Genomic DNA, 15,408 nt, shown 5'->3' with positions numbered 1-15,408 from the left:
CTCAACGGAGTCGGCGTCTCGCAACAGCTCAATGCTGTCATCGGCGCCTGCCTGTTTTGTTTCAAACGCTTTCCAGACCGGACATCGTCAGATGCCCGGTTTTTTTGCGCTTGCGAACAGGAGTCCTGATTCATGGCTGAACCTCTTTCCCTGCCGCCGGTGCCCGCACCGCCCAAGGGTGAGCGCCTGAAAAACAAAGTCGTGCTGCTGACCGGCGCTGCCCAAGGCATCGGTGAAGCCATCGTCGCGGCCTTCGCCTCGCAGCAAGCGAAACTGCTGATCAGCGATATTCAAGTCGAGAAGGTCGAGAAGGTTGCCGCCCACTGGCGCGAGCAGGGCGCGGACGTGCAGGCGCTCAAGGCAGATGTGTCGCGCCAGCAGGATCTCCACGCCATGGCAAGACTCGCCGTCGAACGGCATGGGCGCATCGACGTGTTGGTCAACTGCGCCGGCGTCAACGTGTTCCGTGATCCGCTGCAGATGAGCGAAGAAGACTGGCATCGCTGTTTCGCCATTGATCTGGACGGCGCCTGGTACGGTTGCAAAGCGGTATTGCCGCAGATGATCGAGCAGGGCGTCGGCAGCATCATCAACATCGCCTCGACCCATTCTTCACACATCATTCCCGGCTGCTTCCCGTACCCGGTGGCCAAGCACGGCCTGCTCGGTCTGACCCGTGCGCTGGGCATCGAATACGCGGCCAAGGGCATTCGCGTCAATGCCATCGCGCCCGGCTACATCGAAACCCAACTCAACGTTGATTACTGGAACGGTTTCGCCGACCCGCACGCCGAGCGTCAGCGCGCCTTCGATCTGCATCCGCCGAAACGCATTGGCCAGCCGCTGGAAGTGGCGATGACGGCAGTGTTTCTGGCCAGTGACGAAGCACCTTTTATCAACGCTTCATGCATCACCATTGATGGTGGTCGCTCGGTGATGTACCACGACTGAGCGAACGGGTTTCAGGCGGATAAGTCCGCTTGAAATCCAATCATCATACGATATGACTATTTTCGACAGGCTTTGCAGTAAGACGCTTCAAACGCATTAACGCTTTTCAAATATTGCTCAAAAAAAATAACAAGGAGTCAGCTTATGAAACGTCGTTTCGGGATTCGTACCCTGTGCACTACCGCGCTGGCGGTCAGCGCATTCAGCCTGAGCAGTGCGCTGCTCGCTGCCGATACCGTGAAAATCGGCTTTCTGGTCAAACAGGCCGAAGAACCGTGGTTCCAGACCGAATGGGCATTCGCCGAGAAAGCCGCCAAGGACAAGGGTTTTGAACTGATCAAGATCGCCGTGCCGGATGGCGAGAAGACGTTGTCGGCCATCGATAGCCTGGCCGCCAATGGCGCCAAGGGCTTTGTGATTTGCCCACCGGACGTTTCCCTCGGGCCGGCCATCATGGCTAAAGCCAAACTCAATGACCTCAAAGTGATTGCTGTCGACGATCGTTTCGTCGACGCCAACGGCAAGTTCATGGAAGACGTGCCGTACCTCGGCATGGCCGCGTTCGAAGTCGGTCAGAAGCAGGGCGCCGCGATGGCCGCCGAAGCGAAGAAACGCAATTGGGACTGGAAAGACACCTACGCGGTGGTCAACACCTACAACGAACTCGACACCGGCAAGAAGCGCACCGACGGCTCGGTCAAAGCCCTGGAAGAGGCCGGCATGCCGAAAGACCACATCCTCTTCGCCGCCCTGAAAACCCTCGACGTGCCGGGCAGCATGGACGCGACCAACTCGGCGCTGGTGAAACTGCCGAGTGCGGCGAAGAACCTGATCATCGGCGGCATGAATGACAACACCGTGCTTGGCGGCGTGCGCGCCACCGAAGCCGCCGGGTTTGCTGCGGCCAACGTGATCGGTATCGGCATCAACGGCACCGACGCCATCGGCGAACTGAAAAAGCCCAACAGCGGCTTCTACGGTTCCATGCTGCCGAGCCCGCACATCGAAGGCTACAAGACTGCCGAGATGATGTACGAGTGGGTCACCACCGGCAAAGAGCCACCGAAGTACACCGCCATGGACGACGTCACCCTGATCACCCGCGAGAACTTCAAGCAAGAGCTGGAAAAAATCGGCTTGTGGAACTGACGGCAACGCCGGCCCGGGCAACCGGGCCGTTTGATCAGGCCGTTATGAACACGGCGATGAGGTGGCTTAAATGCACGCGCAAGTACAAACAACACAACACAACGCTGGCGGCAGCCTGCGCTTCAACGGGATCGGTAAAACCTTTCCCGGCGTGAAAGCGCTGGACGGCATCAGCTTCGTCGCCCATCCCGGCCAAGTCCACGCCTTGATGGGCGAGAACGGCGCCGGTAAATCGACCCTGCTGAAAATCCTCGGTGGCGCTTACATCCCCAGCAGCGGCGAGTTGCAGATCGGCGAGCAGACGATGGCGTTTAAATCGACTGCCGACAGCATCGGCAGCGGCGTGGCGGTGATTCACCAGGAACTGCATCTGGTGCCCGAAATGACCGTGGCAGAGAACCTGTTTCTCGGTCACTTGCCCGCCAGTTTCGGCCTGATCAATCGCGGCGTTTTACGTCAGCAAGCCCTGAGCTGCCTCAAAGGCCTGGCCGACGAAATCGATCCGCAGACCAAGGTCGGACGCTTGTCCCTTGGCCAGCGGCAATTGGTGGAAATCGCCAAGGCCCTGTCGCGCGGCGCCCATGTCATCGCCTTCGACGAGCCGACCAGCAGCCTTTCGGCCCGTGAGATCGACCGCTTGATGGCGATCATCGGGCGCTTGCGTGACGAGGGTAAAGTCGTGCTCTACGTCTCGCATCGCATGGAAGAAGTGTTCCGCATTTGCGACGCGGTGACCGTGTTCAAGGACGGTCGCTACGTGCGTACTTTCGAGGACATGAGCCAGTTGACCCACGATCAACTGGTGACCTGCATGGTCGGACGCGACATTCAGGACATCTACGATTATCGCAATCGCCCGCGCGGCGCGGTGGCGCTGAAAGTTGACGGCTTACTCGGGCCGGGCCTGCGCGAGCCGATCAGTTTCGAGGCGCACAAAGGCGAGATTCTCGGGTTGTTCGGACTGGTCGGGGCAGGGCGCACCGAGCTGTTTCGTTTGCTCAGTGGCCTGGAGCGCAATACCGCCGGACGCCTCGAACTGCGTGGCCACGAGCTGAAGTTACGTTCACCCCGCGATGCGATTGCTGCCGGGATTCTGCTGTGCCCGGAGGATCGTAAAAAGGAAGGGATCATCCCGCTGGCCAGCGTCGCCGAGAACATCAATATCAGCGCCCGTGGCGCGCACTCCGGTCTCGGTTGCCTGTTGCGCGGACTCTGGGAAAAGACCAACGCCGAGAAGCAGATCAAGGCGCTGAAAGTGAAAACGCCCCACGCCGGCCAGCAGATCAAATTCCTTTCCGGTGGCAATCAGCAGAAGGCCATTCTCGGCCGCTGGTTGTCGATGCCAATGAAAGTCCTGCTGCTCGACGAACCGACCCGTGGCATCGACATCGGTGCCAAAGCCGAGATCTACCAGATCATCCATAACCTGGCCGCTGACGGCATTTCGGTGATCGTGGTGTCCAGCGACCTGATGGAAGTGATGGGCATTTCCGACCGCATCCTGGTGCTGTGCGAAGGCGCCCTGCGCGGCGAAGTCAGCCGTGACCAGGCCAATGAATCCAACCTGCTGCAACTGGCTTTGCCACGCCACCGCGCTGACGGCGTGGCGAACTGAGAGGTGACTATGATGACAACCCAGAAAGAAACCCTGCCGACCGAGCGCAAACCTTTGGATATGCGGCGCTTCCTCGATGACTGGGTCATGCTGTTGGCAGCCGTCGGCATCTTCGTGGCCTGCACGCTGCTGATCGACAACTTTCTCTCGCCGCTGAACATGCGTGGCCTTGGCCTGGCGATTTCCACCACCGGGATTGCCGCGTGCACCATGCTGTATTGCCTGGCGTCCGGGCACTTCGACTTGTCGGTAGGCTCGGTGATTGCCTGCGCCGGCGTGGTCGCGGCGGTGGTCATGCGTGACACCAACAGCGTGTTCCTCGGCGTCAGTGCGGCGCTGGTGATGGGCCTGATTGTCGGGCTGATCAACGGCATCGTGATTGCCAAGTTACGGGTCAATGCGTTGATCACCACGTTGGCGACCATGCAGATTGTCCGTGGTCTGGCCTACATTTTTGCCAACGGCAAAGCGGTAGGCGTGTCGCAGGAATCGTTCTTCGTCTTCGGCAATGGCCAGTTGTTCGGCGTGCCGGTGCCGATCCTGATCACCATCGTCTGCTTCCTGTTTTTCGGCTGGTTGCTGAACTACACCACCTACGGGCGCAACACCATGGCCATCGGCGGTAACCAGGAAGCTGCGTTGCTGGCGGGTGTGAACGTTGATCGGACCAAAATCATCATCTTCGCCGTGCATGGCGTGATCGGTGCGTTGGCCGGGGTGATTCTGGCGTCGCGGATGACCTCCGGGCAGCCGATGATCGGTCAGGGTTTTGAGCTGACGGTGATCTCGGCTTGCGTGTTGGGCGGGGTGTCGCTGAGCGGCGGGATCGGCATGATTCGGCATGTGATTGCCGGGGTGTTGATTCTGGCGATCATCGAGAATGCGATGAACCTGAAGAATATCGATACGTTTTATCAGTATGTGATTCGTGGGTCGATTTTGTTGTTGGCTGTGGTTATTGACCGTCTGAAACAGCGCTGAGACCAAAAGCCCCTCACCCCAGCCCTCTCCCGGAGGGAGAGGGGGCCGACCGAGGTGTCTTGCGCTCTACATTGACCTGAAGAATCCAGTCGATTGTGGATTCGTTAAAGCACGCTCAGGTCGGCGTATCTCTGAAGCATCCCCCAATCAGTCCCCTCTCCCTCCGGGAGAGGGCTAGGGTGAGGGTGATCACTCCCAAAAAATATCTCTTGCCCACACAACCCCGTTTCGGTTATCAATTTGTACATGATTAGACAGGTACGATTTGACAAGAAACAACGGGTGGTCGACGAACTCGTCCGGCGCATCGAAAGCGGCCTCATGGAGGATGGCTTTCTGTTGCCCGGCGAGCATCAGTTGGCTCAAGAATTCAAGGTCAGCCGTGGCACGCTGCGCGAAGCGCTGGCCGAATTGAAGCGGCGCAAATACATCGCCACGCAAAGCGGGGTCGGCTCCATCGTCACGTTTGACGGTGTTGTGCTCGACCAGCGCAGCGGCTGGGCGCAGGCGCTGGCCGACAGCGGGGCGCTGGTCAATACCGAAGTGTTGCGCCTGGAAGCCGTGACCCGGACTGACTTGCTGTCGCGTTTCGGCACCGACCAATTCATCACCCTCGACCGCCGTCGCCGTTCCAACGACGGCACGCTGGTGTCCCTCGAACGTTCTTTGATGCCGGCCACCGGCGGCCTGGAAAGCCTGCCGCGAGTCGGTCTGATCGATAATTCCCTGACCATCACCTTGGCCGCCTACGGCTACATCGGCGAGCGCGGCGATCAGTGGATCGGCGCCGAACCGTTGAATGCCGAAGATGCCGAGCTGCTCGGCCGTCCGGTCGGCACCGTATTCCTCAAAGCCTTGCGTACCACTTACGACCGGCAGAACCGTTTCATGGAGCAGGTCGAAAGCCTGCTCGATCCGGTGCATTTCCGCATGCACCTGCAATTTGGAGAATCAAAATGACCACGCTTAACCGTGCCCTTGGCGCTTTCTATGGCCTGGCCCTCGGTGATGCGCTGGGCATGCCGACGCAATCGCTGAACCGCGAAACGATCAAGGCCCGCTTCGGCCAGATCACCGATCTGCAGGATGCTGGCCCGCTGCAACCGATCGCTGCAAACATGCCCAAAGGCTCGATCACCGATGACACCGAACAGGCGATTCTGGTTGGCGAATTGTTGATCGAAGGCAAGGGCCGGATCGAGCCGGCGATCCTTGCGCAACGGCTGATCGAATGGGAAGCCGAGATGCAGGCCAAGGGCTCGCAGGATTTGCTTGGCCCGTCGACCAAACGCGCTATTGAAATGATCCTCGCCGGCCATTCACCGGAAGAGGCCGGACGCTACGGCACCACCAATGGCGCGGCGATGCGCATCACCCCGGTGGGGATTGCGGCGGACGTTGCCGATCCCGAGCGCTTTATCGCGGCGGTGGTGCAGGCCTGTCAGGTCACCCACAACACCACGCTGGGGATTTCCAGTGCGGCGGCGGTGGCGGCAGTGGTTTCCGCCGGCATTAATGGCATGGATCTGGGCGAGGCGTTGAACCTCGGTCAGCAGATTGCTCAACAAGCGGAGTCGCACGGGCACTGGGTGGCCGGTGGGCGCATCGCGTCGCGCATCAGTTGGGCACGCAGCATCAGCGTCGACAGCGACAAAGCGTTGCTGGCGGATCTGCTGTACGACGTGATCGGCACGTCGGTGGCGTCGCAGGAATCGGTGGTGGTGTCGTTCGCGCTGGCGCAGCAAGTGGCCGTCGGTGAGATGAGCGCGTTTGATGCGTTGTGCATGGCTGCCAGTCTTGGCGGAGACACTGACACCATCGCCGCGATACTCGGGGCAATGCTTGGGGCCTGCCTGGGTCTTGAGAGTTGGCCTGCGCCGATGATCGAGACGGTGAAAACCGTCAATGCTCTTGAGCTGGAACCGTTGGTGCAAGGACTCCTTACTCTGCGCTGAGCACCCCCTGTGTAGGAGCTGCCGGAGGCTGCGATCTTTTGATCTTCAACAGTCTTCAGCCCGCCACAAAATCAAGGTCAAAAGATCGCAGCCTGCGGCAGCTCCTACAGGGGATGTGCAGGTTATTGAATTGCCCATAAACACAAAAAAGGCAACAGGAGCACTTTCATGAGTTCATCAAACGCCGGGCAAAGCGCCGGGCAACTGGAAACCCGCGGCATCGAGCCGGTCCCGGAAGCCGAGTGCAACGGGCATCCGCTGCAACTGTTCTGGGTCTGGTTTGCGGCTAACATTTCCATTCTCGGCCTGCCGCTGGGTGCCACGCTGGTTGCGTTTCGCGGCTTGGCGATCTGGCAGGCGATCATCGTCGCGATCATCGGCGCTGCCGGTTCGTTTGCGGTGGTCGGGATCATCTCCATCGCTGGCCGTCGAGGTCGAGCGCCGAGCCTGACCCTGTCGCGAGCGATCTTCGGTATGCGCGGCAACATCGGCCCGACGCTGGTCTCGCTGATGTCGCGGCTGGGCTGGGAAACCGTCAACACCACCACCGCCGCGTTCGTCTTGTTGTCGCTGTGCTCGATCCTGTTCGGCTCGCCGGTTGAAGCGAAAAGTGCGCCGGTGCTGACGCTGATCTTCATCGCGATTTTCGTCCTGCTGACCCTGTCGGTCTCCGGCCTCGGCCACGCGACCTTGCTGGTGATCCAGAAGTGGGCGACCTACGTGTTCGGCGCGTTGAACATTCTGGTCGGCGGCTTCCTCTGCGCGACCATCGACTGGAGCGCGGTGTTCAACGCTACACCTGCGCCGATGAGCGCAATGATCATCGGCATCGGCACCATGGCCGCCGGCACTGGTATCGGCTGGGCCAACGCGGGCGCCGACATGTCGCGCTATCAACATCGCAGCGTCAAAGCCGCGCGTCTGGTGGCCTCGGCGGCGTTCGGCGCCGGCATTCCGCTGGTGCTGCTGATCACCCTCGGCGGCCTGCTCTCGGTGGGCAACAACGACCTCGCGTCGGCGACTGACCCGATCGTGGCGATCCGCGACATGCTGCCGACCTGGATGGCCGTGCCATACCTGATTACCGCGTTCGGTGGTCTGCTGCTGTCGAACAACCTGTCGGTGTACTCCGCCGGTTTGACCACGCTGACCCTCGGCCTGAAGGTCAAACGCGTCTACGCGGTGGTGGTCGATATCGTTGCGATCTTTGCCGGTTCGATCTACTTCATGTTGATCGCCGACAGCTTCTACGGCCCGTTCATCACTTTCATTTCCTTGCTGGCGGTGCCGATCACGGCGTGGGTCGGGATCTTCGTGGTCGACTTGATTCACCGTCACTACTACAGCCCGACAGACTTGCTCGACGTCAGCCCGAGCAGCGCTTACTGGTATCGCGGCGGCGTCGAGTGGCGTGCGTTCGGCGCGTGGGCGATTGCTATCGTGCTCGGTTTCAGCTTCACCACCATCGGCACCACCGCGGAAAATGTCTGGTTCAAAGGCTTCCTGTCCGACTCGTGGCTGGGCCACAACGGCCTCGGCTGGATCGTGACGTTCGTGGTCGCCGGTGGCATTTACTTTGTACTGGGCGGGGCGAAAGATCGCCGTGCCGCGCAAACCGAGAATGCTCATGCCTAAGATGTTGCACACCGGCCAGGTCATCATCGACCTGGTCATGGCCGTGGATAAACTGCCACAAATCGGCGGCGACGTGCTGGCGCAGTCCGCCGGTTTCGAGGCCGGCGGCGGCTTCAACGTAATGGCGGCGGCAGTGCGTAATGGCCTGCCGGTGGTTTATCTCGGTCGCCATGGCACCGGACGTTTCGGTGATCTGGCGCGCCAGGCGATGAACGCCGAAGGTATTCACATAGGCATCAGCACACCTGCACAACGCGACACTGGTTTGTGTGTGGCGTTGACCGATGCGTCGGCCGAGCGCAGTTTCATTTCCTACATCGGCGCTGAAGGTGAGGTGACGGTCGAGGATTTGAACAGCGTCCCCGCCGAGGCCGGGGATTATGTCTACGTCAGCGGTTACAGCCTGTTGCATGAAGGCAAGGCTAAGCCGTTGCTCGACTGGACACTGGCGTTGCCGGCCACGATCAACGTGGTGTTCGATCCGGGGCCGCTGGTGGAGTCGCCGGATTCACCGTTGATGCAGGCATTGCTGCCGCGCATCGATGTGTGGACCAGCAACAGTGTCGAGGCGTTGCGGTTTACCGGGGCTGAAGACATTGGCGTGGCGCTGGATCGTCTGGCCGAGCATCTGCCTAAGCAGGCGCTGATGGTGGTGCGCGATGGGCCGCAGGGTTGCTGGATTCACCAGCGTGGCGAGCGTCGGCATGTCCCGGGTTTTGCCGTGAAAGCGGTGGACAGCAATGGTGCCGGAGATGCCCATGCGGGAGTATTTGTCGCGGGGTTGGCGCAAGGGTTGTCAGCCCATGAAGCGGCGCGGCGGGCGAATGCGGCGGCGGCACTGGCGGTGACGCGGTGGGGGCCGGCTACATCGCCGGGGAGTGCTGAGGTTGATGCGTTAATCCGCGAATCCTGCGGTGACTGATCCATAGCTATCGCTAGCAGGCTAGCTCCCACATTGCATCTTTGCCAATCACAGGCCCTTGTAGGAGCAGCCTGCGGCGACTCCTACAGGGTCAGACGGTGTCAGCTATCGAGTTTGCGCGCCGCTTCAACCCCGGCGGCACTGAGCTTGATCGGCAGGTGCAATGAATGTTCGCCGGCCTCGTTGCAGGTCACATGACCATGGTGAATCAGTCCACGTTCCTGCAAAGCGGCGAGGGCGCTGGCCACGACTTTCTCGCCCCGGTAATTGTCCAGCACCTCCTTGCCCAGTCCACTCGGGTGAGCGTGCAGCAGGCGGGTGAGGACTTCTTTTTCCAGGTTTTTATCGACGTTCATGGTTACCTCTTCATGGATGTGAATAGGACGCTCGCGTCGGCGAACTACTGCTGACCGGACCCTTCGGAACCCGAGCCACCGGTGGTGGTTTTCGAGCCGACGCCGGGGCCGGCGTTGTCTGGCGTTGCAGGGGAATCCGGGGTGTTCATGCCGCCCTGGCGACCGGGATCACTGCCTTGCGTGCGAGGATCGGTGCCGGTGGCTGGGGGCTGGTTGATCAACGGAACACCCGAGCCATCGGTATTCATGCCGGGGGCACTGTTGATGGCGGGGGCTCGCGGAGGGGTCGGATCGGTAGGGCCGGTACCTGCCGCGGTTGCAGCGAAGGCTGCGGGGCAGAGCAGGGCGGTGAAGACAAGAGCGGTCAACCTTGACGGAATCATAGGGCTTCTCCAGTGATTGGAATCCTTACCTTGTGTTGGTCTGCCCTGGTTTTGGATTGGTGCCTGATGATCGACGAACGGTCTACATCGCTTGTGCGGTTTTGACATTGATCCGGCGCCAGAGTAATCGGCCGAGGGTGATCAACCAGTTCAGCAGCGCGACCGCCAACACCGTGAGTAGCAGCGTCGCCATGCCGTGTTCAACGATGATTTTCCCGGCCAATAATGGAAAGCCAAAAACGCCAACAAAATAGGAAAGACTGAACAGCAGCAACGCCTGCGAAGTCGTGCCATTCGGTGCTTCGTTGGCGGCCAGTCCGTTGATCACCGAATAAGTAAGTCCGTAACCGACACCCAGCATCACCGCCGCCAGCAGATAAGCGAAACCGCTGTGTACGCCGAACGCAAACAGCACAATCGAGCCGAGCATCAGCCCCGACAGCAGACACGACGCACGCAGTGGATCACGCTTGACCACGAAGCCGGCGATCAGCATCCGGCTGCTGATTGCCGCGCTCATGAAGCCGAGAAAGAACAGCGAATAATCCAGCGAGCGGGTAGCGGCATAAGTGGTCTGGAAGCTCGACAGACCACCGAACACGCAACCGCCGAGACCGACCATGATGATCGGAAACAGCGCGCGGGAACCGAGTACTTGAGTGGTCGCTCGCCAAGTGATTCTGGCGGAGGACATGGTTTGGGGGCTTTGCAGGCGAGCACCGAGCCGCCAGAACAACAACACGCCGATCAGGCTCGCCAGTGCCGCCAGATAGAACGCCGACGTCACCGGCAAGCCCAGCGCACCGGCCATCCTTCCGAGCAACGGGCCGCTGCCGATCCCGGTCATCATGCTCCCCGACAGCAAGGCAAAATATTTCGCCCGCTGCGCCGGGGTCACCAGACTGGCGACAATGATCGGCCCCAAGGTGTAAAACACCCCCCAGCCCAACCCCAGCAACAAACCGAAAAACAGCAACAGATGACCGAACCCCGGCGTCATCGCAAAGCCCAGGCTGGCCGCCACCAGCAGCAGACCGAACAACGCAATCGAACGCGCCGCGCCAAGCAGATCCGACAGGTGCCCGGACACCAGCACTGCCGCAAACGTGCTGAACATCGCCGCAGAAATCACGCTGCCGGCGTCGTGTTCATTGCCGCCGCGCGAGCCGATCAACAACGACAGCAGAAACGTCGAACCGTAGGACAGCGACAGCAGGTAACTGGCGAGGCAGAACAGGCCGAACAGCTTGCCCGACACCTTGGGTGTGGCTTGAGACATTGACGCGTTCCTTGACCGGAGCATTGAGCGTCATCTATCTAACACGCCCGGCGCCAGGCTTAGGTCTGAGCTTGGTGAAGTCAGGATCGTTGCGGGCCGGAGTAATGCGTTCAGGCGATACCAATCTCTTCCTTGAACTGCTCCATGAAGCCTTTCAGGCGTTGATGACGAATCTGCGCCAGGCGCTGGCCGGCGGCGGTCTGGAAACCGTCGGCGAGGTGCAGCAGTTTGGTCTGGAAGTGATCCAGGCAGAACCGTGTGTCGTTGTAATCGCGATATTTCGCCTCTGGATCCTGCGGGTCGTACAAAGCCGATCCCATGCGCCCGGCCACGTAGAAGGTGCGGGCGACGCCGAGCATACCGAGGGAATCGAGACGGTCGGCGTCCTGGACGATTTTTGCTTCGAGGGTGATTGGCGTGATGTTGGCGGAAAAGCTGTGGGCTTCGATGGCGTGGGCGACAGTGTTGATTTTGTCTTCGGGCCATTTAAGGTCGGCCAACACTGCCCAAGCTTTTTTCGCTGCCAGGCGCGAGGCTTGCGAGCGCAACGGCGAGTTCTTTTCAATGGCGACGCAATCGTGCAACAGCACAGCCGCCAGCAATACTTCAAGATCCCCGCCTTCCTCGGCCTGCAACGTACGCACGTTGTGCCAGACCCGTTGCAGGTGGGCGAGGTCGTGAGCACCGTCGTCTGAGGGTTCGAGCGCGTGGGGTAGCAGATCTTCCGCAAGAGTCATCAGTGGAGTAAAAGCGCTGGCAGACATAAACACTCTTTCAGTTGAGGTGGGTGTCTGTGGCGAGGGAGCAAGCTCTCTCGCCACAAAAGCAATGGCGCCTTAGTATGGCGCTTTCCATTTCCAACAAGGCCCGTCCATGACGATCGAGATCCGCCCGGCGACCCCCAGCGATGCTCCGCAAATCCTCGCGTTCATCACCGAACTGGCAGATTTCGAAAAAGCCCGCCACGAAGTTATCGCCAGCGTTACCGACATCGAGCGCAGCCTGTTCGGCGAAGGCGCCACCGCCCATGGCCTGATCTGCCTGCGCGACGGCCTGCCCATTGGTTTCGCCGTGTTCTTCTTCAGCTACTCCACCTGGCTCGGCAGCAACTGCCTGTACCTCGAAGACCTCTACATCACCCCCGAGCAACGTGGCGGCGGCGCCGGCAAAACCCTGCTGCGCCATCTGGCAAAAATCGCCTGCGACAACGACTGCGGACGCTTCGAGTGGAGTGTCCTGGAATGGAACACGCCGGCCATCGACTTCTACAAATCCCTCGGTGCCCAGCCGCAGGAAGAATGGGTGAGGTATCGCATGGATGGCAAGGTGTTGCGCGAGTTCGCCGAGGGCTGAACAACAATGATGGCGATCCAGTGCTAATTCGATTGTCGCCAGCCCTCTAGTCCGGCATTCTACGCGCCATTTTTGCGCGCTCACGGACGACACCTGCAATGCCTCTGGCAAAATTTCTCCACGCCCGTGGAGCCTTCGCTGTGTCAATGAGTGACCGGCGATGAGCGGATTACGGGCGTCAATGCGTTTGTATGGCCTGGTGAAAAACTCGGGCTCCAGCGACAACCCCCAGCGTCAACCGGTAGACATCCTCTGCGTCGTCAGTCGCACGGGCGGCAAAGCCATCCGTGCGTTTGTGTCTCGGCTCGACGCCGAGTTGATGGCGCGCAGCGAAGGGCTCGATGCTTATCGCGTGATCCCCCTGCGCAGCTTTGATCCCACAGTGTTTATCGACGTCCAACAAGGCTGGCTGACGCTGCACATTTGCTGCGGCTTCGTCGCCCCGGCCGGTCATTCGTTGCTCAAGGACGGCGCGCTGATGCCGATGGGGTGGTACGTCTACTCCGAGATTGGCCAGTGGACTGCCGAACATCATCTGGACCTCGGCGCGCAAATGGCCGAGTTGCTGCAATCAACCTACGACCTGATTCACCTGCACAATTACAACGCTTGGCTCAACGAACTCGACGACGCCACCCCCGCCGATTTGCTTTGGCAAACCGACGAAGCCTGGCGACATCTGCAAACCGCTGCATCTCCCGACAGCCGTGAGCATTGCCACGCCCTGTTCGACCCCGTCGACAATCGCTGGCGCTTCGCCGCGACCGACATCGATATCCATCAGCCGCACCCGGAACCTCTGAAGCAAGGAGCTTTGAATTGAGTGGTAAACCCGCCGCACGCGTCACCGACCCGACCGCCTGCCCACTGCCTGGCCATGGCACCAACCCGATCGTCTCCGGCTCGCCGAACGTCTTCTTCGACGGCCTCGCCGCTGCGCGCATGACCGACAAGTCAGCATGTGGCAGTCCGATTACTGGCGCTGTCTCCGGCACTGTGTTCATCAACGGCCTGAACGCCGCCACGCTCGACAGCACCGGCGGGCATGGCAATGTCGTCGTCGGTGGCTCAGGGACTGTGATTATTGGCCAGAGCGGCGGCGGGGCGGCGTTTAGTGGGTTGTTGCCGATGCCGGTGCATTTTAATGATCGGATGCAGATCGTTGATGAAACCAGCGGCGAACCGCTTTCCTATATCGCGTATGTCATCGAGCGGGCGGATGGAACGCTGGAGCGAGGCGTCACCGACGCAGCGGGGCACACCCACACTGTTAGCTCGCATCTCAAAGAAACAATCAAACTGTACGTGGAGTAACACCGATGGGAGCCCAAGCCGGAGCCGTTCAAGGATGCATCGGGAGACTGGTAGCCAGCCACGAACTCACAACCAAAGAAGACCAGACCGCCAAACCTGTGACGCTTGCGAGAGAAGTCGTAGCGTTTTTCATCGGTGGGGCAGGTGATTCGGAAAGTTACTATGGCGATGGTCCGAGTAACTACACCTTAAGGGCCATGGAGGCGTTGGAGGGGCGACTGGGGCCGAAATACGGCGATAAATTCCAACGGCATTACATGGGCTACAACGACGTCAAAGGGGATTCCGATCTTGAGGAATTTGTGTTTTCCAAGCTTCCTCACAAGTCCGCGCACGTGTACATCGTTGGTCACAGCCTGGGTGGATGGAACGGCGCGCATTTGTCTCAGATTCTGACCGACAAAGGTTACATCGTTAAAATGCTCGTTACGTTGGACCCCGTTGGTGAAGGAGTGATGGTTGCATTGATCTCGGATATTTATTGGTCGGAGCCAACACCCAAGGCTGAAAAATGGATCAATGTTCGAGCCGAGCCTGTTGAGATGGATCGGACCGACGTCGTTGCCTGGATGGGGGGTAAGTGGGATATCGAGTCAGGTCCGGATGTCATGGGGATTGTCAGGTTCAACCACTATTCGGCGAGAGTTCTGTATGAAACCCGGTTGGAGTGCGGGCAATCTGCTTTGGACTTATCTGCGGACTCTATCGCTGGTTATTTGGGAGAAGGAGCATGAGATTTGCACTGCTGATCGTGGCGTCGCTGCTGTGCGTGTCCTGCGCAAAGTCCCATGACATAAGGTCGGCGAAGTTGGAATTCGAATCGATTCAATCTCGTTCGGAAAACATTTTTTTTGATGTGAATTTTTATTCGGATATGGAATTGCTGGAGCTTTTCAGGCGAGAAAAGAAAGCGAACAGCTATGACCAGGTTTTCATCTGTGCGTTAGGCGAGGATACGGATTTCTCTGTTGAACACACGATTTCAAAAGCCGCGATGGGGTTAATCGAAGAAAACAAAGAACCTTTGAGGCAAGCAGGATTTGCTTACACGGCAAGGATTGCCGTCAAGAACGTGGCAGAAAAGAAAAGATCGTCGACGTATTTGAGTCGGGAGGAGTTGGAAAAACTATTGGTAGGTAAGCAAAGTATTCCATGCAAGGTGGTCATCACGGCCACAGGTTATAAGGCTTACTACACGCAATCGATGTTTATTCCTGTTGCAGACATTCTGTCTGCCTTGGTGGACGACTCAGTCAAAGGTGAAACGGTATCCCCCGCGTCCGAGTAATCCATCATCCGCGGTGACGGACGCCAGGAGCCCGGAATAACTGACGACAAAGGCCACACACATGAGGTGGGTTCCAGCGAGCACGAAACGGTGAGGGTCCTGATTAACAAGAATCTGGACGTCGTTCAGCGGTGGACAAAATGAACTGATTTCATCCCAAAATATGGGATGTAAAATTACATATTGAGATTTACTGTTTGAGAGGTCTATAGTCCGTCGCACTCACT

17 protein-coding genes are annotated in these 15,408 nt (G+C 59.3%); 13 read left to right on the top strand and 4 right to left on the bottom strand.

Translation table 11 applies throughout. The annotated features are described in order from the left end of the window. Window positions 1–132 precede the first annotated feature (132 nt). From ACA074_RS19900 to ACA074_RS19865, 8 genes are all read left to right on the top strand, one after another. On the top strand, window positions 133–951 hold the full coding sequence (locus tag ACA074_RS19900; RefSeq protein ID WP_489879011.1) for an SDR family oxidoreductase: 819 nt from the start codon (window positions 133–135) through the stop codon (window positions 949–951). A 144-nt stretch (window positions 952–1,095) separates the two neighbouring features. Continuing rightward, window positions 1,096–2,100, top strand: coding sequence for a substrate-binding domain-containing protein (locus ACA074_RS19895; protein ID WP_187677781.1), 1,005 nt, complete (start codon window positions 1,096–1,098; stop codon window positions 2,098–2,100). A gap of 70 nt (window positions 2,101–2,170) precedes the next feature. Continuing rightward, window positions 2,171–3,715: an L-arabinose ABC transporter ATP-binding protein AraG gene (araG, locus tag ACA074_RS19890; protein WP_401270846.1), complete on the top strand. Its 1,545-nt coding sequence runs from the start codon at window positions 2,171–2,173 to the stop codon at window positions 3,713–3,715. A 12-nt stretch (window positions 3,716–3,727) separates the two neighbouring features. After that, window positions 3,728–4,696 (top strand): L-arabinose ABC transporter permease AraH, encoded by a 969-nt coding sequence (gene araH / locus ACA074_RS19885; protein ID WP_103306713.1) that lies wholly within the window; start codon window positions 3,728–3,730, stop codon window positions 4,694–4,696. Window positions 4,697–4,942: 246 nt separating this feature from the next. Next, complete coding sequence (locus tag ACA074_RS19880; protein ID WP_187677779.1) at window positions 4,943–5,656, top strand: GntR family transcriptional regulator; 714 nt, start codon at window positions 4,943–4,945, stop codon at window positions 5,654–5,656. Further along, window positions 5,653–6,651, top strand: a complete 999-nt coding sequence (locus ACA074_RS19875; protein ID WP_497615116.1) for an ADP-ribosylglycohydrolase family protein — start codon at window positions 5,653–5,655, stop codon at window positions 6,649–6,651. Before ACA074_RS19880 ends, ACA074_RS19875 begins: the two co-directional genes overlap by 4 nt. Window positions 6,652–6,819: 168 nt before the next feature. Continuing rightward, entirely contained in the window at window positions 6,820–8,286 is a 1,467-nt protein-coding gene (locus ACA074_RS19870; RefSeq protein ID WP_497677646.1) for a purine-cytosine permease family protein, read from the top strand. After that, window positions 8,279–9,208, top strand: coding sequence for a PfkB family carbohydrate kinase (locus ACA074_RS19865; RefSeq protein WP_497677645.1), 930 nt, complete (start codon window positions 8,279–8,281; stop codon window positions 9,206–9,208). Before ACA074_RS19870 ends, ACA074_RS19865 begins: the two co-directional genes overlap by 8 nt. A gap of 101 nt (window positions 9,209–9,309) precedes the next feature. Here the strand turns inward: ACA074_RS19865 and ACA074_RS19860 are convergent, their stop codons facing one another. The 4 genes from ACA074_RS19860 to ACA074_RS19845 form a co-directional block, all read right to left on the bottom strand. Beyond that, on the bottom strand, window positions 9,310–9,564 hold the full coding sequence (locus ACA074_RS19860; protein WP_123453211.1) for a hypothetical protein: 255 nt from the start codon (window positions 9,562–9,564) through the stop codon (window positions 9,310–9,312). Window positions 9,565–9,608: 44 nt separating this feature from the next. Next, entirely contained in the window at window positions 9,609–9,947 is a 339-nt protein-coding gene (locus tag ACA074_RS19855) for a hypothetical protein (protein ID WP_187677775.1), read from the bottom strand. Between the two features lie 82 nt (window positions 9,948–10,029). Further along, window positions 10,030–11,226, bottom strand: a complete 1,197-nt coding sequence (locus ACA074_RS19850; protein WP_489879015.1) for an MFS transporter — start codon at window positions 11,224–11,226, stop codon at window positions 10,030–10,032. A 110-nt stretch (window positions 11,227–11,336) separates the two neighbouring features. Further along, entirely contained in the window at window positions 11,337–11,990 is a 654-nt protein-coding gene (locus ACA074_RS19845; RefSeq protein ID WP_497677644.1) for an HD domain-containing protein, read from the bottom strand. Between the two features lie 109 nt (window positions 11,991–12,099). On the opposite strand from ACA074_RS19845, the gene ACA074_RS19840 reads away from it, so the two are divergent. The 5 genes from ACA074_RS19840 to ACA074_RS19820 all read left to right on the top strand — a co-directional run bounded on the left by ACA074_RS19840 (window position 12,100) and on the right by ACA074_RS19820 (window position 15,181). Further along, window positions 12,100–12,579: a GNAT family N-acetyltransferase gene (locus ACA074_RS19840; protein WP_064588662.1), complete on the top strand. Its 480-nt coding sequence runs from the start codon at window positions 12,100–12,102 to the stop codon at window positions 12,577–12,579. A 160-nt stretch (window positions 12,580–12,739) separates the two neighbouring features. After that, window positions 12,740–13,402 (top strand): hypothetical protein, encoded by a 663-nt coding sequence (locus ACA074_RS19835; protein WP_497677643.1) that lies wholly within the window; start codon window positions 12,740–12,742, stop codon window positions 13,400–13,402. After that, window positions 13,399–13,893, top strand: coding sequence for a PAAR domain-containing protein (locus ACA074_RS19830; RefSeq protein ID WP_401270825.1), 495 nt, complete (start codon window positions 13,399–13,401; stop codon window positions 13,891–13,893). Before ACA074_RS19835 ends, ACA074_RS19830 begins: the two co-directional genes overlap by 4 nt. A gap of 5 nt (window positions 13,894–13,898) precedes the next feature. After that, entirely contained in the window at window positions 13,899–14,627 is a 729-nt protein-coding gene (locus tag ACA074_RS19825; RefSeq protein WP_401270822.1) for an alpha/beta hydrolase, read from the top strand. Next, a complete protein-coding gene (locus ACA074_RS19820) occupies window positions 14,624–15,181 on the top strand; it encodes a hypothetical protein (RefSeq protein ID WP_401270820.1) in 558 nt (185 codons plus the stop codon). Before ACA074_RS19825 ends, ACA074_RS19820 begins: the two co-directional genes overlap by 4 nt. Window positions 15,182–15,408: the final 227 nt, after the last annotated feature.

Source organism: Pseudomonas sp. LBUM1655, assembly GCF_059716085.1.
This window is presented reverse-complemented; position numbering and strand designations above follow the sequence as displayed.